At 40.4% G+C, this 23,019-nt stretch carries 15 protein-coding genes and 1 riboswitch; of the genes, 5 read left to right on the top strand and 10 right to left on the bottom strand.

The window, feature by feature from the left end; translation table 11 throughout:
- Positions 1-73 precede the first annotated feature (73 nt).
- Positions 74-1,705: a fumarate hydratase gene (locus tag QYZ87_02155; protein MDN4753339.1), complete on the top strand. Its 1,632-nt coding sequence runs from the start codon at positions 74-76 to the stop codon at positions 1,703-1,705.
- A 311-nt stretch (positions 1,706-2,016) separates the two neighbouring features.
- Here QYZ87_02155 and selD read toward each other — a convergent pair whose 3' ends face one another.
- The 4 genes from selD to yedF are packed head-to-tail and all read right to left on the bottom strand — an operon-like array spanning position 2,017 to position 5,082.
- Positions 2,017-3,072: a selenide, water dikinase SelD gene (gene selD / locus QYZ87_02150; protein ID MDN4753338.1), complete on the bottom strand. Its 1,056-nt coding sequence runs from the start codon at positions 3,070-3,072 to the stop codon at positions 2,017-2,019.
- Complete coding sequence (locus QYZ87_02145) at positions 3,065-3,304, bottom strand: DUF3343 domain-containing protein (protein ID MDN4753337.1); 240 nt, start codon at positions 3,302-3,304, stop codon at positions 3,065-3,067. The genes selD and QYZ87_02145 overlap by 8 nt, the downstream gene beginning before the upstream one ends.
- Positions 3,288-4,448 (bottom strand): aminotransferase class V-fold PLP-dependent enzyme, encoded by a 1,161-nt coding sequence (locus QYZ87_02140; GenBank protein ID MDN4753336.1) that lies wholly within the window; start codon positions 4,446-4,448, stop codon positions 3,288-3,290. Before QYZ87_02140 ends, QYZ87_02145 begins: the two co-directional genes overlap by 17 nt.
- Positions 4,449-4,464: 16 nt before the next feature.
- Positions 4,465-5,082 (bottom strand): sulfurtransferase-like selenium metabolism protein YedF, encoded by a 618-nt coding sequence (gene yedF, locus QYZ87_02135; GenBank protein ID MDN4753335.1) that lies wholly within the window; start codon positions 5,080-5,082, stop codon positions 4,465-4,467.
- Between the two features lie 324 nt (positions 5,083-5,406).
- Here yedF and mnmH point away from each other — a divergent pair, with 324 nt between their 5' ends.
- Entirely contained in the window at positions 5,407-6,414 is a 1,008-nt protein-coding gene (gene mnmH / locus QYZ87_02130; GenBank protein ID MDN4753334.1) for a tRNA 2-selenouridine(34) synthase MnmH, read from the top strand.
- Between the two features lie 21 nt (positions 6,415-6,435).
- On the opposite strand, the gene QYZ87_02125 is transcribed toward mnmH, so the two are convergent.
- Positions 6,436-7,635 (bottom strand): nucleoside recognition domain-containing protein, encoded by a 1,200-nt coding sequence (locus QYZ87_02125; GenBank protein ID MDN4753333.1) that lies wholly within the window; start codon positions 7,633-7,635, stop codon positions 6,436-6,438.
- Positions 7,636-8,566: 931 nt separating this feature from the next.
- On the opposite strand from QYZ87_02125, the gene QYZ87_02120 reads away from it, so the two are divergent.
- The 3 genes from QYZ87_02120 to QYZ87_02110 all read left to right on the top strand — a co-directional run bounded on the left by QYZ87_02120 (position 8,567) and on the right by QYZ87_02110 (position 13,798).
- A complete protein-coding gene (locus tag QYZ87_02120) occupies positions 8,567-9,886 on the top strand; it encodes an L-serine ammonia-lyase, iron-sulfur-dependent, subunit alpha (GenBank protein ID MDN4753332.1) in 1,320 nt (439 codons plus the stop codon).
- 340 nt (positions 9,887-10,226) lie between these two features.
- Entirely contained in the window at positions 10,227-12,605 is a 2,379-nt protein-coding gene (locus tag QYZ87_02115) for an SLBB domain-containing protein (GenBank protein ID MDN4753331.1), read from the top strand.
- Between the two features lie 29 nt (positions 12,606-12,634).
- Positions 12,635-13,798 (top strand): Wzz/FepE/Etk N-terminal domain-containing protein, encoded by a 1,164-nt coding sequence (locus QYZ87_02110; GenBank protein MDN4753330.1) that lies wholly within the window; start codon positions 12,635-12,637, stop codon positions 13,796-13,798.
- 138 nt (positions 13,799-13,936) lie between these two features.
- Here the strand turns inward: QYZ87_02110 and QYZ87_02105 are convergent, their stop codons facing one another.
- The 5 genes from QYZ87_02105 to QYZ87_02085 are packed head-to-tail and all read right to left on the bottom strand — an operon-like array spanning position 13,937 to position 22,257.
- A complete protein-coding gene (locus tag QYZ87_02105) occupies positions 13,937-15,403 on the bottom strand; it encodes a PepSY domain-containing protein (protein MDN4753329.1) in 1,467 nt (488 codons plus the stop codon).
- A gap of 7 nt (positions 15,404-15,410) precedes the next feature.
- Positions 15,411-16,679 carry a hypothetical protein gene (locus QYZ87_02100; GenBank protein MDN4753328.1) on the bottom strand — a complete coding sequence of 423 codons (1,269 nt, stop codon included), beginning with the start codon at positions 16,677-16,679 and terminating at the stop codon, positions 15,411-15,413.
- 17 nt (positions 16,680-16,696) lie between these two features.
- Positions 16,697-19,060, bottom strand: a complete 2,364-nt coding sequence (locus QYZ87_02095; GenBank protein MDN4753327.1) for a TonB-dependent receptor — start codon at positions 19,058-19,060, stop codon at positions 16,697-16,699.
- A 10-nt stretch (positions 19,061-19,070) separates the two neighbouring features.
- A complete protein-coding gene (locus QYZ87_02090) occupies positions 19,071-20,081 on the bottom strand; it encodes a sirohydrochlorin cobaltochelatase (GenBank protein ID MDN4753326.1) in 1,011 nt (336 codons plus the stop codon).
- A 40-nt stretch (positions 20,082-20,121) separates the two neighbouring features.
- A complete protein-coding gene (locus QYZ87_02085) occupies positions 20,122-22,257 on the bottom strand; it encodes a TonB-dependent receptor (GenBank protein ID MDN4753325.1) in 2,136 nt (711 codons plus the stop codon).
- Between the two features lie 95 nt (positions 22,258-22,352).
- Positions 22,353-22,599, bottom strand: a riboswitch (cobalamin riboswitch).
- Between the last annotated feature and the right edge of the window lie 420 nt (positions 22,600-23,019).

The raw sequence follows: 23,019 nt of genomic DNA, 5'->3' as shown, positions 1-23,019 counted from the left end.
TATTGTTCATAAGAACTATTCGTGGTAAATTTGGTATTCATTATTCGTAGTTATAACATCAAAGTAAAATAAAATGGCTGGTAAAGAATTTAAATATCAAGAAATGTTCCCAATGGATGAAGATCGTACAGAGTATTATTTACTCACTGATCAACATGTCCAATGTAGTACCTTTGAAGGCGAAACTATCTTAAAAGTAGATTACGAAGGAATTAGGCAAATGGCTAAGCAAGCCTTCCACGATGTCAATTTTTATCTTCGTGAAGATCATCAAAAAAAGGTCCTAAAGGTACTCAATGATCCAGAGTCATCAGAAAATGATAAGTTCGTAGCTCTTACTTTTCTTAGAAATGCTGAAGTAAGTGCTAAAGGACGCTTGCCTATCTGCCAGGATACCGGTACGGCCATTGTTTTAGGAAAGAAAGGACAGCGAGTTTGGACAAACTTTGATGATGCAGAAGCAATATCTCACGGTATTTATGATACATATCAGGAGGATAATCTGAGATATTCTCAAAACGCACCTCTAAGTATGTTTGAGGAGGTTAATACTGGCACCAATCTACCTGCACAGATTGATCTTATGGCTACTCAAGGGGATGAGTATCACTTCCTATGTATGGCTAAGGGTGGAGGCTCTGCTAATAAGACCTATCTGTATCAAGAAACCAAGGCCATCCTCAATCCCGAAACATTGATCCCTTTCTTAGTTGAGAAGATGAAATCGCTCGGAACTGCTGCTTGCCCTCCATACCACTTAGCATTTGTTATAGGCGGTACATCCGCTGAAGCTAACCTGAAGACGGTTAAGCTGGCTAGTGCTAAGTATTATGACGAGCTTCCAACTACAGGAAATGAATTAGGACATGCATTCAGAGACATCGAGCTCGAAGAGCGCTTATTAGAAGAGGCCCATAATATTGGGATAGGAGCACAGTTTGGTGGAAAATACTTTGCTCATGATGTTCGGGTGATCCGTCTCCCAAGGCATGGAGCATCCGTTCCTGTAGGTATAGGTGTTAGTTGCTCTGCCGATAGAAATATCAAAACCAAGATTAATAAAGAGGGTATTTGGATTGAGAAGATGGAAACTAACCCAGCACGTCTCATCCCAGAAGAGTACCGAGAAGGGTTGGAGGGCCAAACTGTCAAGGTAGATCTGAATAGACCGATGAGTGAGATTCTGGCACAGTTGAGTCAATATCCTGTCTCTACCCGTCTATCTCTATCTGGTACTATTATCGTTGGTCGTGATATTGCACACGCCAAACTTAAAGAGAGAATTGAAAAGGGAGAGGGACTACCACAATACATCAAGGATCATCCTATCTATTATGCTGGTCCAGCCAAAACACCAGAGGGTATGCCTTCAGGCTCATTTGGTCCTACTACAGCAGGGAGAATGGATCCTTATGTCGATCTTTTCCAAAGTCATGATGGTAGCATGATTATGATAGCTAAGGGGAATAGGAGTCAGCAGGTAACCGATGCATGTAAGAAATACGGAGGCTTTTACTTGGGAAGTATTGGTGGTCCTGCAGCTATTTTAGCACAAGAGAGCATCAAGAATGTTGAGGTCCTTGAGTATCCAGAATTAGGCATGGAAGCTATATGGAAGATTGAGGTGGAAGATTTCCCTGCTTTCATCCTAGTTGATGATAAGGGCAACGACTTCTTCAAGGGTTTGAAACCTCGTAAGAAGTAATACCTCCTCCACGACTTTTTTAAGAAATGGAGCCAGAGTAGGGTCTTTTGACCGAAACTACTCTGGCTCTTTTTTATTGCTTCATAACTCAATTGGGAATTAGAGAGAGTTCTACGTGTCGCTTTCTGTATCCCAGTTTTAGTCACGTGTATTGATGTGTTTTCTATGACTTTAGCCTTAGCATCTATGTCTCATTTAGCGTCCAATACCCTTAATAATTGCGAAATTGTTAGGGTTGAGAAGTCATTCTTAATATATAACCGACACCATAGAACATATGGATAATACTATGGTTCGGTCGTTATGTATATTTATTTGACGATGATACGAGCAGTGTCAATTTTTTCTGAGTACTCCTTTACTTCGCCTATGATAGCTGCTTTGTGATAGCCAGATTCTTTCAGGTCACTGAGGATGGCTGAGGCCTTATCATAAGGCACACTCATTAGTAGTCCGCCAGATGTTTGTGCGTCAGTGATTAGATAATTAATTGAAGGGTTGGCATGGCGAGATAATTCTTCACCCACGTATTTAAGATTACGAAAAGCAGCGCCAGGGATACAGCCTGTGTCAAGTAACTCAATAACCCCATCAAGTGAGGGTATCGCCTCAGCGTAAAGCTCTATCTTCACATCAGACGCTTGTGCCAATTCGAGTCCATGACCAGCTAACCCAAAGCCTGTTACATCCGTTGCACCCTTTATACCGTATTTTTTCATTACCTCCATGCCCCCTTTGTTGAGTTGCATCATGGAGTGTAATGCTCTTTCATAATCAGTATCCTTTGCCAATTCCAGACGATGTCCAGCAATGAGTGTCCCGATACCCAGTGGCTTAGTGAGGATAAGGAGGTCTCCAGCTTTGGCTCCATCATTAGTGATGACTTCATCTGGGTGAACTGTCCCTACCACAGCTAAACCATATTGTGGTGTATCATCCTCAATGGTATGCCCCCCGACAGTAAGAGCACCACTCTCATCAATAGCACTCTGACCACCTAGCAGAATCTGCTTCATCCCTTCTAATGGAAGTCGTGAAGCTGGGTAATGCATCAAATTAAGCGAAAGGAGTGGCATTCCTCCCATTGCGTAGATGTCACTAAGAGCATTCGTTGCTGCTATCCGACCAAAAGTGTATGGGTCCGAAACCATTGGTGGAAAAAAGTCCGTTGTAAAGATGAGTGCAAGGTCATCGTTAACCTTATATACTCCCGCATCATCATGAGTAGAGGTCCCAACAAGTAGATTAGGAGATACCGGGAGCGGTATATCAGATAGTAGAGTGGCAAGCTCTGCTGGATCAACCTTAGCCGAACAGCCGCCATAGCTACACTCCTCTAATAAGTCTAATATTATATCTTTATTCATTTTCGTTATCTGGTGCTTGCATATATATAAGGTCTTCACTATCACATGGTAGTAGTTTTTCCACCTCCGAGCGAAGCTCTTCTGAAAAACAGAGACACATACCACATTGATCGTACAGACTACGTGGGGTGTTTATGATTTGGTGTGGAATCTCTTTAACCCGTTTTTCGCCTTGTATAAAGGCCCTAGTGGTTGCAAAGACGATGATAAATCTATCATTGATGTAGTTCATAAAGCGATTGGTAAAGCGTCTCTAGGTATGAATTAGGGGTGAGTGCTGAGATAGAGATACGTGTGGTGCCTTCGGGAAGCGTACCTAATGAACGATGTGCTAATGGGGCACAATGCAAACCACTACGGGTAGAAATGTGGTAGCGGTGCATCAGCTGATCACCTAGTTGTGAGGGTGTAAACTTTTCAGAACGTATTGAGTATAGCGGTCCCTGTGTCTCAGAGTCATTGGATGAATATACCTTAATCCCTGGGATAGACTTAACCTTTATGAGATGCTCTAGCCACACCTCTCTCTCGATATGTATGCTCTCTAAGCTCGTTAATGCTGCATACCAAGCAGTTAGCCCAAGCATATTAAGCGTGCCTGCTTCGAAACGGTCTGGCATATATGGGGAGATGGCTTGCTCTTCCGAGCGATAGCCATTACCTCCTTGAACAGAAGGAGTGAGGGATTCAGGATGCAGAATAAATAAGGCACCTGTACCTGTCGGACCCAGACTACCCTTATGGCCTGTCATCACAAGGAAGTCAGGCAGAAGTTGTGTGAGGAGTGGCTGAGTGTAAGGAAAAGATTGTGATGCATCTATAAGAATTTGACTTTCTGGGAAGGCCTCTCTAAAAGTCTTTATAACCTCAGCAATAGGCTGAGTAACGCCATTAACATTACTCATCTCATTGAGGATTACCAGCTTTATAGATGTTGACTTCTTACACTCTTCCAGAAACTCATATAGCATCTCTATATTAATACCTCCATCAGTTAAATGAGGTAAGATAAGGGGCGACTGTCCTCTAAGCTTAGCATATAGAGGCCGAGTTACGGAGTTGTGCTCCATAGGTGATATCACTACTTCATGAGGCTGTAGAGGAGGAAGTCCATTTAACACCCTATTGATACCATCAGTGGAATTATGGGTGAATATCATGTGGCTCCCCAGTCCATCAGCTCCAATTTTCGAGGCTAGTAAATCACGAAGGTCTTCTATCACACCTGCGGTCCGAATAGTGTTTAGGTCGCCATTTCTCCCGTATGAGCCGATAGGCTTATCATAGTAATGGGCTAGCACCTCATGCACAGCATTGGGCTTTGGGTAGCTAGTTGAGGCATTATCTAAGTATATGGTATCAGGCTCAGTGAGCATACACGTATCGGTTGATTTATGGCTTTACAATTCTGGACGCAGCTGATAAGTGCTCGTATATTGTGAGCATATTGGTGATTTGTCCAAGGGCTAATTCGTTTTTAACCTCGTAGTAATCAACGCAGGTACCACACAGGATAATCTTTACACCTTTCTTCTCAAGCTCCATCAGTTTCTCCGCTGTTGGAGTCCCCTTAAGAGCAAGTAGTACGCCAGAGTTATAGCAAATAACTTCTTTTGGTAAACGTTCAGCTCCTAGTAGGGCGTTAAGAAATGCTAGGATGAGTACTTCACCAAGTTCATCAGCACCCTCTCCCATTCTATTCTTTTCTATCTGAATGGTTACCCCTTCCGAGGTCTCTTTTCTTGGCTCGTTATTATTGATCGCTGTATTTCTTTTCTTAGTTCTAGCATCAGGTGTAACCTCTACCGTAAGGGTTGTAAAGCTATCCTTTGTTTCCTCTGAAAAGTCAAAGCCATAATCTGTGATAAAATCTTTAAGATTACCACATGAGGTGGGGTTGTCAGTTAAAATTACGAATGTCGTTTCCTCAGGATGTGCCGCTAGTCCTTGCCTAAATAGGATTAAAGGTAGTGGACAAAGTTTACCTCGAGTGTCAATTTCTATTGCCATTATATCTCGTATCGAAAAAATATACTCTTTATTATATGCAAATGTACGAAAAACAACTTATCTTTGTTTGATAGAGAGTAGTATAAATAGGGCTGACGGATCAGAACATTTAGATTATAGATTACTCACTGTATTAAGGGTTACAGACTATATTGAACTACCTATAGTGTGTTTCAGAGGTATAGGTAGAATGTTTTCAGAGTGCCTATGGAATAATTTCGAGGTATAGGTACTCTGTTTCTTGATACTTAATTTGTTCGTGAAGATTGACTCTGAAATGAGAGTCCATACTTTATGATACGTCGCTCTTGCTAGCATAAATATATGAATGATATAAAGAGATCTAAAGTGCTTCTACTGGATGTTAGGACACCCAGTGAATACGAAGAGGCACACATACCAGGGGCTCTGAACTTACCCCTATTTACAGATGAAGAGCGTGCCAATGTCGGCACCACATATAAGCAAGTGTCACGCGAAGAAGCTATATTGCTAGGTCTGAGTTATGTAGGGCCACGCATGAGTGATATGGTAAGGCAAACGACCCAACTGATGGGCCAATATCAGTCAGATGAGGTGGAGCTGTACTGTGCTAGAGGAGGTATGCGTAGTGCATCTGTTGCGTGGTTATTGGGATTCTATGGACTTAATGTAAGGGTTAGACCAGGGGGATTTAAGAGCTATAAGGCTCTATTACCTGAGTTTTGTAGTCGTATAAAGAACCTAGTGCTGCTCGAAGGACCGACAGGAAGTGGGAAGACCATCGTCTTAGAGGCTCTAGAGCAGTTAGGTGGGCAGGTGATAGACCTTGAAGGTATCGCACAGCACCACGGTTCCGCCTTTGGGAATATCCCTGGCGTGGCTCAGCAGAGATCAAATGAGATGATCGCCTGTCTTTTGATTGAAAAACTCTCATCTTTTGATCTTGACCGCCCTATTTTCTTAGAGTCTGAGAGCAAAAAGGTAGGCTCCAGAGAAGTACCTGATCCCCTCTTTGACCTTATGAAGCAAGCTGGCAGGATAAGGCTTGAGACCCCCATAGAGATACGAATTGACCTCATCGTAAAGCAGTATGGGGGCCTGAATCAGGAATACCTACTGACTGCCTTCGATAAAATTCGCAGACGATTAGGACATGAAGCCTGTGATAAAGCAAAAGCAGCGGTCGTGGATGGTAACTTATCAGAGGCCGTTCGGATCGCACTTGGATATTACGACAAAGCTTATCAAAAATCAGGTAATAAACTTTGGTGCGATAAAATGCTAGGCTCTATTCCTTATGAAGGAGATGCATTATCATCGGCAAGTCAAATACTAAAGATGTTCCCTTAGTTACAAAGCAGATATGCTTCTCTAAAAGATTATCCAGTAATACAATAAAATGCCCCAATGAGCAACTAAAGCTGCCGCAAGACCCCCAATAGTGTGTGAGAGGAAGGCCTTGGAGGTCAACTCTCGGTAGCCAATGGCATCAAGCATCGCTGTATGAGTGCTCAAAAATCCACTCCAACACATGCCGATACCTGTAAATACTGCAATCGCATTACCATCAATCCAACCTTCGGCTACAAAGTTAGGGACCAGACTAAGGGCAGCTCCTACAGCTCCAAGAGCTGTGATAGGGAAGGCGATCTGGTGAGGATCAGTGAATCCGAATAGAGGTCCCAACAGCCAATCTAACTTACCAGCAAGATCTGGAAGTATCGCAATTCCCTCATAAGCCTGCCCAGTAAAGGACCCGTCTGAGGATGGCCCGAAAGTTAGAATCATGACAAGAGTAGAGATAATCAAAACACCAGGGATGATTGAGACCCCTACTTCTACTCCAGACTTACCACCATCTAATAGTGAATTCAAGACCCGTAGGAATATTGAGCTCTCTTTCTGCTCTTCTGACTCAAGACAGCCCCTGAAGTGGGTTTCGTCCACGGCATCCTCGGTGAGGTACTGAGGATAGGCCTTTAATACGAAATGTTGCATCAAACGAGTTGATACTACGCATCCGACACAAGCTCCAAAGAAACCAATCAGTGGCTCGATAAAATATCCATATCCCAGCATAAAGACTATGACAATAAGCCCCATACCGAAAGCCGTTCCAAAGTTTGTGAGTGAGATGTACTGATATTTCTTGAAATAGCTACTAAAGTGCTTGTCCTGTGATAGGGTTATGATGGCTGGATTATCAGATAAAAATGTTAGCACTGCACCAAGTGAGGCAACTCCAGGAAGTCTAAATACCGGTTTCATCAGAGGTCTCAGTAGTTTTTCAATTAAATCTACTACGCCAAATTCTACAAAGATCTTACCCAGAGCACCAGTGAGAACACAGATGGCCATCAAGTAAAAACAGGTATTGAGCAACAAATCATGTGCTGTATGCATGATGGTATTCAGCATTGGGGCTACGCCCATTACATGGCCTATACCTCCAAATAAAGCAAAGACCAGTATCAAACATGTCAATCCTTTTGGCACCACAGATTTTCGTTTTTTTAGAGTTGTGGCAGTCTTTGTAGAGTGTAACTCTTTGGAATCAGTCGTATTCTCCATTCCAAAAATAATAAAATAAACAGTTAGAAAATATGTTCAATATCGGTCTATGATCATGTTTCTATTAAGAATATAGGTCTCCTTTCGCTTGAAGAATAATAAGGGAGTGTCTATTATTCAGTTTCTTAGATATATAAGCCCTCGTTGGTGGTTCTATATGCTAATCAGATGGGGTGTTCTTAATCCAATGGTCATAGTGCTTTCAGTCGTTGATTTAGTGGTTCCGCAGTACTAATAGGTTAGTTGCAAGCATACTCAACTTTTTCAAAAGCACACAAATTTAGTGCTTTTATTTCTTAATAACAAGAGTGGAATGGGGGCAACTGATAAAATCCATGAGGATATCAATAATAAAATTACAAATTTAGTGCATAGAAAATAGTCCATATTAATTATGATCGTACCAATTAGAATGACCTGTATTAGATGGCATTTTATGCTAGAGTGTGGAAACCTTTAGTCTATACATGTGCTGTCATTTTTAGGTTGAATGCAAGATAACGAATTGTTAGAGAACATTCCGAATCTCCTCTTATTATGCAGGGTAAATTCATCCTATAGGAAACAGTTCTCCTTCATATAGGATAAATATTTTTTTCCTATAGGCAACGCGTCCGTTTCATATAACTTAATTTTTACTTGCCTTTATTTCTTAGAAGCAATACCCTTGGTTACGTTTTAATATATTTTGTTTGTTGTTTTATTTCAGTGCATTACGTGACTTTTTCTTGTGTTTTTTGATTGGATTTTACTCTGTTTCTTTCAAGAGCCTTTCAAAGTGCCACACTGTTCCAAATACAAGATAGTTGTGTGCTATTCTTGCTAAGCATGGTAATCTGTATTTGCTGTGTTATGATTTGCTGAATAGGACTAAAGAGAGTACCTTTGTGTGAACATAAAAAAATAATACATTAACCAATACTAAAGTTGTATGGATAGACAAGTCCAACTAGATATTATCAAGATGGTGCATCGTGAAGTGGTTCCCGCAACCGGATGCACTGAACCAGTTGCTGTCGCATTGACCACCGCATACGCAGCTCATATTTTACCTGGGAAAGTTCAATCTATTCGTCTAGACCTAAGTGCCAATATCCTGAAAAATGCTATGGGCGTAGGGATACCAGGGACCGGAATGATAGGCTTACCTATTGCGGTTGCTTTAGGAGCTGTCATAGCTGACCCGAAGAAGGAGCTTAAGGTCCTAGATGGTTTTACACCAGAGCAATTTGAGGTAGCGAAGAAGATGGTAGAGGATGGCATTATAGACATCTCATTGAAGGTAGGCGATGTGGACAAGCTCTATATCGAAGCTACCTTGGAGGATGAAGAGGGGCATAAAGCTGTAGCCATAATAGAGCACGTTCATACTTCCTTAAAGTCGTTAATGCTTGATGGTAAAGCACTTCAAGTGGATGGTGCTGTACAGGCACAGTGTGTGCATGATTCAGACACAACAGCTGGAAGTGCTTCGTACGAAGGACCCGAAGTGCCTCTTACTTTCGATATGGTCTATGACTTTGCAACGCAGATGCCACTTTCAGAAATCGATTTTATTTTGGAGGCAGCTAGATTGAATAAAAATGCTTCAGACTTCTCAATGAAGGGTGAGTATGGTCATGGTGTGGGGCGTATGATTCGTGGAGACCTAGGTAAAAAATATTTGGGAGATACCACTTATACACATCTCCTCTCTGCTACTAGTGCAGCTTGTGATGTTCGTATGGATGGAGCACCTGTGACCGTGATGAGTAACTCTGGTAGTGGTAATCAGGGTATTACAGCCACACTTCCTGTATTGAGCTTTGCCGAAGATGAACAAGTGAGCGAAGAAAAGAAGATCCGAGCTCTGATGCTTAGTAACTTAATGGTCATTTATATCAAGCAAAAGCTTGGACGTCTCTCTGCCCTATGTGGATGTGTTGTGGCCTCTACAGGGAGTGCATGCGGCATAACTTATTTGATGGGTGGTTCACGTGAGCAGATAGGCTTTGCGGTGAAGAACATGGTTGGGAATCTGACTGGTATGATCTGTGATGGTGCTAAGCCTAGTTGTAGTCTTAAGGTAACTAGCGGTGTTAGCTCTGCAATGCTCTCGTCTCTATTAGCTATGGAACAAAAGGTGGTAACTAGCAATGAGGGTGTGGTTGATGACGACATAGACCGCAGTATTGATAATCTAACCAGTATAGGGCGTGATGCGATGACTGAGACAGATAAGCACGTCCTGCACATTATGACGAATAAATAGTAAAAAAGAATATATTATAAACATCAGTGAAAGGGTATGACCATACAGCGTTAGGATTCGTTGTGGGGCATACCCTTTTTTTATAGATTTTTAGAATATATTTAAAATGGGGGTTATTCTCTTTTTTAGACATCGTGTATAATATGATTTATTTCAGCCTAAGATTGATGTGGGAGAGATATTAAGAAAGGGATTGATCATCTGAAAAAAGAGATATTTATTTTGTTTATCAACAATCCTTATTAAGTTTAGCTATAAATATTTTAATGGCTTGCAGTAATAGATATAAATCTTTAATTTTGCAAGTATTTATTGGATTAAATTTTCAAATAAAAGTAATATGTATAAGAAAATTGTACTGTTTGTAGGGCTACTTCTATTAGCTAGTGCCAATGTCTTTGGACAGATCAGCGATGATCAGGTTCTGATAGAAGCAAAGCGTTATAAAGAAGCAGGGATGTCACAGACACAAATATTCCAGGAGTTGACTAAGAAAGGTGTGTCCATGGCTCAGTTACAACGTATTAGAGCGAAGTATGAGGGTTCTGATTTTAATGTGTCGCCAGTAACAACCATTAAAGATAATACTCAGGGGATACGTTCTGAAATGAATGATGTGACTTCAGTTGCAAAAACCATAGATAATAATCCCCAAGAGAATATGCCTAAGCCGATGCGTGTATTTGGATACGACTTTTTTAGTCAGTCATCTCTTACCTTTGCTCCTAACATGAATATGCCCACACCAGCCAACTATATTCTTGGTCCTGGAGATGAAATTATTATTGATGTTTGGGGAGATTCTGAATTGAATGTCAATACAGTGATTGCTCCTGATGGTTATATTAACGTATCTGGATTGGGTAGAATAGAGGTTAGTGGCATGAGTGTAGAACGAGCTACTGCTCGTATTCGAGATGCGTTTTCTATTATCTACTCTGACTTAGATTCTTCTGATCCATATACCTTTTTAGCTGTCTCTGTTGGAAATACACGTACTATTAAAGTGAATGTTATGGGGGAAGTTGTTCAACCTGGGACATATACCTTAACTTCATTTGCTACCGCTTTTCATGCTCTTTATTCAGCCGGAGGACCAAACTCTATAGGTAGTTTGCGTAATATTCAAGTTTATAGAAATGGTAGAGCTATCGAGACTATTGACCTATATGATTACTTAATGAATGGTAATAATATGAAGGATATTAGTTTGAAAGATGGTGATATTGTCAAAATCAATCCTTATGGTATTTTAGCTCAGATTAAAGGAGAAGTTAAGCGTCCCATGAGATACGAGATGCGTGAGGATGAAACGCTTAATGATTTGATACGCTTTGCTGGTGGTTTTGCCGGAAAAGCATTTAAGAAGAACGTATCTCTCGATCGTAAAGGGGATGATGGTATGGAGTCTTTCACGGTTAATAGCTCTCAGTATAAGCACTTTAATTTAAAAGATGGAGATATCGTAGAGGTTGGAGATATTTTAAATGAGTATTCTAATTCTATTGAAATCACAGGTGCTGTATATCGTCCTGGAAAATATGCCATCGGAAGTGAGGTACAGACTCTAAAGGACCTTTTGAAAATAGCACAAGGGACCACTGGAGATGCTTATTTGTATAGAGCACTTCTTTATCGTGAGAATGAAGACCTTACAACTACAGTAGAGTCTATTGATCTTGTGGCTCTTATGTCCAATAAAGTGCCAGATATAAAATTGAAAAAGAATGACCGTCTATATGTGCCATCAGTATTGAACCTGGAAGATAGTTATACAGTATATGTCGGTGGTCAGGTCCGTAACCCAGGTGAATATAGTTATGCTGATAACCTTTCTGTAGAGGATATTATTTTAAGAGCAGGAGGACTTACTGAGGCCGCTTCAACTGCTAGAGTTGATGTTTATCGTCGAATAAAAGACCCTTCAGGTATTACGACATCTAGTAGTACAAGTGAAGTTTTTAATCTCTCTTTGAAGGACGGATTAATGACTAAGGATGTGAAAGAATTTACGCTCAAGCCATATGATCAAGTGGTTGTACGTAAGTCTCCAAGTTATGAAGTGCAAGAGAATATTTATGTGCAAGGCGAAGTTTTATTTGCTGGTCAGTATGCCAAGAAGTCCAAGGATGAACGCCTATCTTCGATTATTGAAAGAGCTGGAGGCTTGAAAGATAATGCTTATATTAAGGGTGCTAAATTAATGAGACGATTAACAGAAGAGGAGAAAGCTCGTGCACTACAAGCTATTGAGGCCAGTACAAAAGTAGAAAAGGATTCAACGATGTTAGAAACAGGTCCTAACTTCTCTACGCAGTATGTTGGAATCAATTTAGAAAAAGCACTGGAGAATCCAGGTGGAGATGATGACCTTATTTTGCAAGCAGGTGATGTCTTAACGATCCCTACTTATTCAGGGACTGTCAAGATTTCTGGAGGTGTCCTATATCCTAATACTGTGACTTACAAGAAAGGGATGTCTTTATATGGGTATGTTAAGCAAGCTGGTGGCTACTCTCGCTTAGCGATGAAGAATAAGCCATATGTAGTATATATGAATGGGAAGGTCTCTGCAGGAAGATGGGCAAAGATAGAGCCAGGTTGCGAGATTATCGTTCCTGAAAAGCCTGATAGAGAGCCTATGTCAGTGCAGTCTATTTTAGGAATGACAACTTCCGTAGCTACTCTTGCAATGGTCTTATTGAATATATTCAAGTAAGTTAATCTCTTTTTATTTAGTTTGGAGTTATGAATGATAATTTAAATACGTCTGATCCATATTATAAGTCAAAAGCATATGGCGAGGATAGGTATGAAGAAGAGATTGATATAAAAGAACTGATTGGTAAGGTCTGGCTGCAACGTAAGTTCATTTTAATCTTTACAGGCATCTTTACGTTGATAGGGATATTTGTGGCTTTCACTTCTCCTGTATCTTATACATCTCAGTCTATTCTGGTCCCACAGTCTGGAGCAAAGGGAAATGGTGGAAGTTTGGGCGGTATTGCATCAATGATGGGTGCCAATTTGGGTTCATCAGCTTCTGGAGAATCTCTTTCGCCTTCTGTGTATCCGCAAATTATCAAGAGTGTCCCTTTCCGAAAAGATATTATGAATACTCCCATAGTTGTAGAGAAATCATCAGGGCATACCATTTCTCTTTATGACTACTATACTAATAAAGAGTATCAGCCTGTAAATATAATAGGAGGCATTAAGAAATATACCATTGGTTTACCAGGATTGATTTTTTCTTCATTAAGGAAGTCCGATAGTAGCTCAGATGTAATTCAACATGATAGTACTACTAATAATACAATCTCCATATCTGAGAAAGAAAGAAGCGTTTTATCGGTCATTAACGACAATATATCTTTCAGCTATAATGAGAAAGATGGTTATATAACCTTAGGCTATAGTTTTTCTGAACCCGAAGCAACTGCTGCTATAGCTGAAAATCTATATTTGACACTGGAACGTTATGTTACGAGATATAAGAGCCAAAAGCAGCAAGACAATCTTGAGTTTGTACAAGAAAGTTATGACAGAGCACATAAGGATTTTATGGAGAAGCAAAGTAGGCTTGCTACATTCCAAGATGCCAATCGTAATCTAGCTACTGCTACCGCTCAAGCTACACAGCGGAGATTAAGTGCGGAGTATGATGTTGCTTATACGGTGTATAATGAATTGGCAAAGCAACTTGAGCAGTCTAAGATTTCGGTTAAAGAATCAGCACCTGTGCTTACGGTTATTGACCCAGTTGTGGTACCTCACGAAAAAAGTGCTCCAAGAAGAGGGTTTATTATATTCGTATTTATCCTTCTAGGATTTGTAGTATCAGTGGGCTGGGTATTTGTTAAGCCCTTCTTTAAAGACCTTAAAACTTCTTTGAATGAGAATAAGAAGTGATAGAAATACTTAATTTCTACGAGTTAACTATTGTAAGTATAATTAGCTAGCGTAGGAACTAAAAAAAATTGCAGGCTTCTATTTCTTTATGAGATAGAAGCCTGAAAATTTATAGATGAGCATATAGTATAAAATGTCTTATCTCTTACGTTTGCTCATTCGACGATAAGCTCTATAATAGTATTTTATACCCATCCAGACGCCAGTAGCTGAAACTATGCTTCCTCCAAGGACTAAAATCATCATTAGTACCATTCGGAAAGTTGGATGATTTGCAAAAAATTTAAATCTTAAGCTATGAAAAGCTGGATAAATCCATTTTTTGACTCTTCCCGATGTGTTATAATACCTAGTGTATCCAGTCGTTGGACTGACATATATGATACTCTTATCGGGGTCATTCGCCTTAATACGATATATTGGTAATTCCGATTTTCCACTGGTACTACAGTAATAGTTATCATATTCTTGCATCAATTCTATCTCCATCGTGGAGTCTAAATGTCTTGCGATTCTTTTTTTAACCTCATCTTCAGAAAAGAATAGTGGTGTGATCTTTCCATCAGAAGAGAGTCTATATTGGCTCTCCTCTCCAGAGTGAATAACGATAAAGTAAGGAGTCTGTGCAAACTGTTGAAAAGTGATCTCTTGGACGTTCTTTAGCTTCATGAGGTCTCTGTAATCCGACGCGAGGAATGACTGAATCTCGAGTTTGTCTTTCTTTCGGATCTCATTCTTGAGGTGTGGATTGTGTTGCTTTACCATCCATTCGGGCAGGTCATTCAGAGACATCATACCACTTAAAGCAAACATCATCACAAAAAAGCCAAATATAGTCCCAAAGATATGATGCCATTTGTATGCCTTCTTTTTGTATGGAGACCTTAGTTGTCCACTTCTTTTATACTTTTGAACATAGACCTGTACTCCCACAATCAGTCCAGTCAAGGTCATGATCGCACCGAGTCCAGCTAAGATACTTACTATCAATAACCACAAATCTCTATTTTGACGCAGTTGCCAGAAATATAACATGTGAGGAATTGTTCCTAACGATGATTTAATCCTCTGCGTTTTAGTGCAGGTTTGTAGAGGCTCTCCACTTTTTGAAGAGATATAAAGATACGTTTTCTTTGGATCTGAATATCTAAAACGATATATAGGCAATTCCTTTTTTAGAGAAGAGTATGGTGTCCAAGCATCTAATGTCCGTAGTGTGTCTATGCCCATAATAGGATAGCTACTCCAACGTTCAGCATAAGAGATGATCCACTCACCACTGACCTTGCTTTCAATAGGTTTTAATAAAGAATCAGCACTGAGAAGATAGTGTGCATTAGGCGTCTTTAAATCTAGTACAGGCTTATCTTCGATGGTTGTGAGCCTAAATGAGCTGAGTTGCTCACCTTCAGGCAAGCAACTCAGAATTTTTTCTATGGAAGGCAATCCCTCTCCATCAATCTCAGTCTTATGTTTCGCGTCTTTACCTCCGAGTCGAGGAAATGATGTGAACATCATCATAAATCCAGACAGGAACCATATCAAAAAAAGTAGAGAGAGCAAAGCTCCCAAAAATGCATGTACTTTGCGAATAATCCGCATCATATCAAGATTACTTTTCGTCCTCTAGAAGTACTAGACGTTCCACCTTGAAGCCTTCTGCAAGGTTAGAACCTTGGCTAACTTTCCCAGTATTTATATCATAGATATAAATTTTTGTTGTCCCATCAGAGGCATTTGTACCGATATATGCTTTGTTACGATAAATCACTGCTAACTGTGAGAAATTACCTGCAGAGAAAGGAATATCCTTGAGGTGATGATACTCTCCTGTCTTTAAGTCCAACACAATCCAATAGAATACATAAGGATTTGTTTTGTGATTCCATTCAGGATTATCAGGGGTAGCGAAGACTGGATCTTGCATATAAAGCAGAGCTTTCCCATTGAATAAGTTATTCACCGTGATAATTTTACCCCTTTCGGCGGTATAACCATTGTAAGTCTTATCAAAGTCCATCTCTCCAGCGTTTACTCTCAATAAGGCACCATGCTGCTGAGTATAAGAGCTTGCACCTTCGTATGTTGAGTTACATGCGATGTAATAATCCCCATTCTTAGTCATAAAGGATTTATCTTGACGTAGCTCACCATAAGCAGTTGAAGCCATAAATTCAGCACGGTTTTCAGTCACCACCTTTTCGATACTCATATCTTCGGGGTTGATGAACGCCAGATGAAATTGATGGTTTTTAGAAAGCATTCCTTTCTTTGCTTTGTATTCATAGGTGTACATCAGCTTATTATCGTTCTTACGATATGCAAGCATTCCTGATGAGCTGATTTTTTCGTCGTCAGCAGGGGCTTTTAGAGCCAAGATACCCTCAGACAAAATTCTCATCTTCTTGGTGTCAATCTTAACCCAGTTGACTGCGTCCTTCTCTCCATTTGAGCCCATCAATACAAGTGTATTGTCATTAATCCAGGCATGGCAGAAGAAGCGTTCCTTGATGTTTGGCATCGGGATCTTTTTGACTTCATTTAGTTTTGAGTCATACATCGCAAATTGCTTTGCCTTATTTATGGTGTAGTAATTTCTATCCTTGACGATAAAATAAGCATTCAATACTGTTGAGACATCTTTACCTGCACCCTGTGAATTAATGGTACCTGTGGTGAGATCTTTACGGGCGTGAACGATGAAGTTATCTCCCCCCATGGCGGTTTCTGAATTAATTGGTACCCATACATGATATAGCATCTCTTTGCTATCAAATGGATTCTCATCAGGTTGAGAAGAGTCCTTGGAGTCGCAAGATGTAGCTAATACTGCTATAAATGATGCTAGTAATAATATTAAAAGTGATTTTTTTGTTTTCATTATTTTTATATAGTTAGTTAAATAAATAGTTGGAGTTTACAGTAAAATGCTCGCCCCGGCTTTTGTAACATAAAATTGTCATATAGACGATTATCCAGAAGGTTGCTACCTTGAAGAGAGATAGAGTACTTGTCCTTTGGGAAAAACCAAGTTATTCCTCCATTAACTATGCTCTGACTAGGGATCGTCGCTTTGCTTTCTTTCGTTCCAAAAGCTTCCCAGGTCAGGAAGAAAGAATGGATATAGCTGTAGGAGAGATCCAACTTAATTCGATGATCCTTCAGACCCATGGGATTCCTAATGTTTGCACCAGCAATGACGTTTCCATAGAGGTAAGGCCTGTTCGGCATACGGTTATTATAGGTCACACTCGGGTGGCCCCACTTATCTAGGCGAGTCTTATTTCTCTCTTCTAGATAGGTAGCATTAATGGTCAGATTAAACAGTCGATTATACTCATAACTCAGCTCTGCCTCGCCACCCCAAACTGTAGCTGCTCCTACATTATTGTACTGAGATTGTCTTTCATCAATGACTACTCGATGAATATAATTCGTGACTTTTCTCATGAATAGATTGGTTTCGTACCTAATGATATGTCCATCATAAATAGACGAATTTCCAAATGTGGAGAGGTTGAGATTATTTGCGATCTCTGGTTTAAGCTTAAGATTAGCATAAATAGTCTCCCCATTACCCAGTAACTCTCTAGTCATAGGTAGTCGTACAGCCTTTTCGTACGAAAGTTTGATGGCAAAGGCAGGGGAAAATGAATAACGACTACCAAGTCCATATCCCAAATAGTTATGAGTCGTTTTCGGAACAATGTCATTTGCCCCAGTGATCCAAGCAAAATCCTTTTGATTAATTTCAGCCTTATAGAGATATTCTTTCAGAAATAGATTAGCAAGCAACCTCTCGTCATAGAAGCTATGGCTATATGCCAAGCCCATGATATGTTTGGTAAGACGGTCATTTGTTTCTATAAATTCTGTGTCATAATCATCGTACCGGCGATTATCAATACTTGATAATGAATAGGTAAAGGTTATCGCATTCTCAGCTGAGGGAGCGTATGAGATGTTAGCACGCCCTACAAGTTGAGGCCTAACGGTATGACGTATAGACTTCCCTCTCCCTGTGACTTCGCTGTATGCACGCTTTACATAACTGCCATCCCAAGAATAACTCCTATAGCAGGTATCTGTTAATATCGAGTGATCCTGCGTATAAGAAACATGAAGAGAGGTTGAGACACCGTCAAGAAAAAGATCCCTTTTATTATATCTGGCTAATAGCCTCAAGGCCTTTTTTGATCGGTTAGCTTCACCGATCACCACAGTTTGCTGCACCCCTGTTTGTATCTCTTTATATACATCTGAATAGCTACCCCCTATGAATGCGTCGTCAGCCCAGTAAGTGTCCTTATAGCCCACTTCCAACTGACCTAAAAATGAGCGATACCCATCATGAAATCGGGGAAGATCCTTTAGCACATATTCTTCTGCATCCTTATCCCATACCTCTACATCCTTCATGATATAATCATTTTTAGCATAGCTGTATGAAATCGCAGGACGTATCGTTAATCCCGAACGCCCCACCATATATTGACCTGATGCATTACTATTGAAAGTCCCAAATGAGCCAGCTCCCAGGGATACATCTAGATAATTATCAAGACTCCGCTTAGTGATGATATTGATAGCTCCCCCAAGAGCATCCATCCCTAATTCAGGTGGTACCACTCCCTTATAGATCTCGACCTTGTCTACTAGATTTACAGGTAGGTTGGCTATTGAGATACCACTACCCATAGAGCTAAGTGGTACACCGTCTATAAAATATTGTATGGCATTCCCCCCTAATCCATTAATAGTTAAGTTGAAGTCTGACCCTACACCACCTGATTCCCTCAGTTTAACACCGCTACTTTTATTGATTAGTGTGCTTAGGTCAATCAAAGATGCTGTAATAGGGGAGACGTCAAGACTGATAGCAGAGAATGTCTTTTTCTGAATGATTTGCTGTGAGGCATCAGCATAGACCGTAACCTCATCAAGCATTTCTGAATCCTCCTGTAGTACGAAGTCTAACTTCATGCTACGCTTAAGCTCTATCTTTTTCTTAATCGTAACGAAGTTAACAAACTGTATCTTCAAGTCATATTTACCACTTGGCAGATACAGTTGATAGACACCATTCTGATCCGCTATAGCGACCTTCTTAACCTCCCCCTCTGCTGTGACCACCGCTCTTGGCAGAGGGAGACCACTCTTGTCATAGATCACTCCATGCAAGAGTAGTCCCTCATCTGCCATAGCAGTGTATGAAAGGAATAGAAGTATGAGGTATAATACCCCTTTTCTATAGTTTTTCATTAAGAATCAATTATTCAGCTTCCTTAATAGCACTCTTAAGATGGCTAATGTAGATCTGATTAATTTGGTCATAATCACCTAGACCCTTCATATAAGTATGAACTTCCCAACCCATATTTTCAAGCTGAAGCTTCCAGCTACGCTTATCCATAGGAATAGTTTGTCCATCCTCTTCAGTATCTGTACCTGCCATATCATTACTAGCGTGGTCTCCTGCAATAGTCATCAATGGATGTAAGTGAATAACCTTTTCTTTAGCACCACTATTTTCTACAGCATTAGCTAGATAGTCATTGAATAACTTACCTTCGTAATCAACGGTAGCAACAAAGACTTTATCATGACCCATACCGAATGTTTTACGAGCATATTCCTGCATTTCCTTCTCGACTAGGTCATACTTATCATTTGCTCTTGAATAGTCATCTTTAGGGTTACCATGGCCCATGAATGCTACTACCTCACCTTTCTTTAGAGGCTCAGCAAAAGCATCTACCAAAATCTTAGCGACCTTCTTGACAGACTCATCTTTTGATAAAAGAGGACCACCTAGGATAGCAGGATTCTGACCATTATCCAAATCTTCAATATAGACATTGTACTCCTTATTAACGTAAGCGTCACGAAGAAGGGTGAACTCCTCTCCTGGGATCACGTGAAGAGATTGTACATACACATTCTTGTATTGCTTCTTAAGGAAGCTCTTAAACCAAACCTGTGGTGGTAAGAATGTTTCATTCCTTGCTTGCATTCTATTGATGATAGTACGTGAGGTGTACGAAACAAACAAGTCAGTATTAGGGAATGCTTTTTTGAAAGCCTCTTGCTGCTTCTTGTAAGTGTCTTTTGGCATATCGTATGTGGAGCCAAAAGTTACTAATAGTAGAGCGGTGTCATGTTTCTTTTCAATCTGATCTGCTGGATTTAGATCCGGTTGATTATCTTCACTCTTACAAGAGTAGAGCATGAAAAGTGTTGTGACTGCGAACAGTGCTAAAAAATTCTTAAAGTACGTTTTCATAATTGTAATAAATTGTGTGAATGTTGTTAATGATAATAAATTACTTTTTCTTCTGTTCAAATCCTATATTAATAGAGGCAAAGAAGGTTCTACCAGCTGTCTTAGTTCCAAAGTTATATCCATACGGATGAGTTTCTTTGTAATCCAAGATGTTGTCTATTCCTACAGCTAATTGAGCCTTCAGATTCTTTGAAATCTTAAACTTATGAGTAGAGGTAAGGTTCCACAGCATATAGCCAGGTGCATCCCCATAATATCTATAGTAACGATCTGATTGCATTCGACCATGCAGGCCTACCATTAGATCGTAGCCTGCTCGGTTATACATCCAAGTAGCTCCAATATTTCCTTTATGCTTTGAGGTACCATCTACTTGCCTATGTTCTATGACTATAGTCTCCTGTTTCTTTGTCTGCTTTTCATCATAGACATCAGCCCATGCATCTGTTAGGCTATATCCAGCAGAGAATCTCCAATGACTTGAGGGTCTCCAAGAGATAGAGGCCTCTAGCTCCTTTATGGTCGCCTTCTCTCCATTGATGTATTTCATACCAGTGTCGAAGTCCGATCCTTCATCAGATAAGTATTTGTCAGGCAGATCAGTAGGGACTAAGACGATCATGTCTTTCAGTCTATTGATAGATCCATTGAGGTTGAAAGTTAGCGAGGATATTGGGCTATAACTTCCCCCTAAAGAGATGAACTGTGAGGTCTCAGGGCGTAAGTCAGGATTGCCCAAATATACTCTCAGTTTTCCCATCATCGTACGCTCATATTCATAGTAAAGCTCTTTGATAGTAGGAGTCTTGTAGCCCATTGCATAACTACCTCTTAAGTGTAACCCACGCTCATTGGCATAATGGAATGATACCTTTGGTGTCAGCTGTGAGCCAAAAGCTTGGTGATAGATGTAACGCAATCCTGCGGTTACGTTCCATATAGGGGACATCTGCCACTCATCTTGAGCATACATAGATAGGGATGCGGCACTTCGAGTGGGCTTGACCATTCGGCGTGGTGCTCGTAACTGATCAAGGACAGCCTCTAGCCCACCAGAGAGGGTGTGTTCATCGGAAAGGTTAAAGACGCCCTTCCCATGTGCTAGGAATCTCCGCTGATCACTCTCTAGAGAACTCTCTCCAGGGTAATAAAAGAAAGGTTCGGGTACGTAATGCTTACGACCATCACTTAAGATCTCTTCGCGTATGCGTTCATCCATATACCGGATATGGTAGTCGTAGTAATAGGCATGACGGTCAAAGTTAAGGTCTAGGGTATAGAATCGGTCTGGTGACGGTTTGTACTCTCCACCCATCCCTAATGCTTGATCATTATATCTCAAGTGGTACTGGCGTAATCTAGGTTCGCCTGCATAATGAAAGATTTTCTTTTTATAAATCATTCCATTAGCATATAGTGACCATCGAGCATCAGGCTTCCAAGTGAATTCTTGTGTTAGGGAGTGATTGTAGTACGGACTAACTGTAGGAGTGGTACTATTTTCATAAAGCTTATCACGATATAACTCCTGAGTACTATTCTGCCAGCCATCAGATTTCATTCCCGAGTATTTGGTTACACTGGACCAATCACCGAGCGAAATAGAGATAACATTGCTTTGTCTCCATGTGTTGTAGGAGCCATACCTAGTGGTATTTTCCACTTTGAAGCGATTGCTGATTGGGTCCTTCGTGATCACATTGATGACGCCTGCAATAGCGTCCGAGCCATATAGGGTCGAGGCTGCCCCCTTTACTATTTCTACCTTTTTGATGGTAGATGGGTCTATCTTAGAGAGGTCACTCTGTCCTCCTACATCGCCATGAAGACGGCGTCCATTGACGAGGACTAAGATGTACTTATTCCCAAGTCCGCCCAATGTCAATCCCGTTCCCATAGAGCTATGTGAAGCATCAAAGGATGAGGAGAGTCCCATTAGGAGGTCCAAGAAGTTTTCAGGAGCATAGCTCTCCAAATCTTTCTCGGTAATTAGCTCTGTACGAATAGGTGCTACTTGGCTAAAGTGCTGTGTCCCAGTTCCGGTGACCACCAACTCATCCAATACACCCTTTAGTTCTTTCTCTTTCTCTTGTGCATACAAGACCACCATCCCTGCGTACAAACAAGCAAGGATGATGAGCACAAATCGATTGCTCACACGTACTGTCTTCATCATTTACAAAGGACCTAAGTGGCCCCGTTATATATCCAACCTTCTATTTATTCGATCACAATACTGGCCTTTTCCCGGACGTACAGTATCATTAATATATTGTCGTGATATGATATGGTCGGTCTCCCGGCTTATTTTTAACATACTCGTCTAACGCCTTCCCAGTTTGAATGATACTCATACCAGTGGCCAAAAAGAATTTAGACTCAGCTCAAATAGCTCTTTCACATCGAAGAGCCATTGATAAAAAATTACGGTAGCGGGTACTGCTCTGGATTCTTCACCAGATTCCCTATTAAATAGTCCCCATTGAGTAGGGACCATACCATAATACCACTTGGCAAACTTACAGAATAATTACATTATATCATAAATAAATATAAATTCTTTCTGCTCTAAAGAATTTCGAGAGCCATTCTCATTTCCAAATGATCATAAAAAAGAGACGGGCAAAGCATTGAGTGGTGTAAGCATTGAAGTGCGTATTACGATTTATAAGCTGTTTTATAAATACGGCTTATAAATCAAGTGAGGCCAATCATGAGTGAGATGTAAGCTCTTGATATATAGTGGTAAGAGGAGGGTGTTAAAATGTTATCAGAGCTCTTTTTTCGACGGTCAGAAGCAGGTCGAAATTTGGTTATATGAAAGAGAAACGTTTCCTATAGGAAAAAATTATTTATCATATAAGACGGAGATCTGTTTCCTATAGGAAGAATTTTTCCTGTTCACTATGGCTATTTTTTTATGTGGATATTTTCATTT

The sequence above is a fragment of the Porphyromonadaceae bacterium W3.11 genome, from assembly GCA_030434245.1.
Taxonomy (GTDB): Bacteria; Bacteroidota; Bacteroidia; order Bacteroidales; family Porphyromonadaceae; genus Porphyromonas_A.
This window is presented reverse-complemented; position numbering and strand designations above follow the sequence as displayed.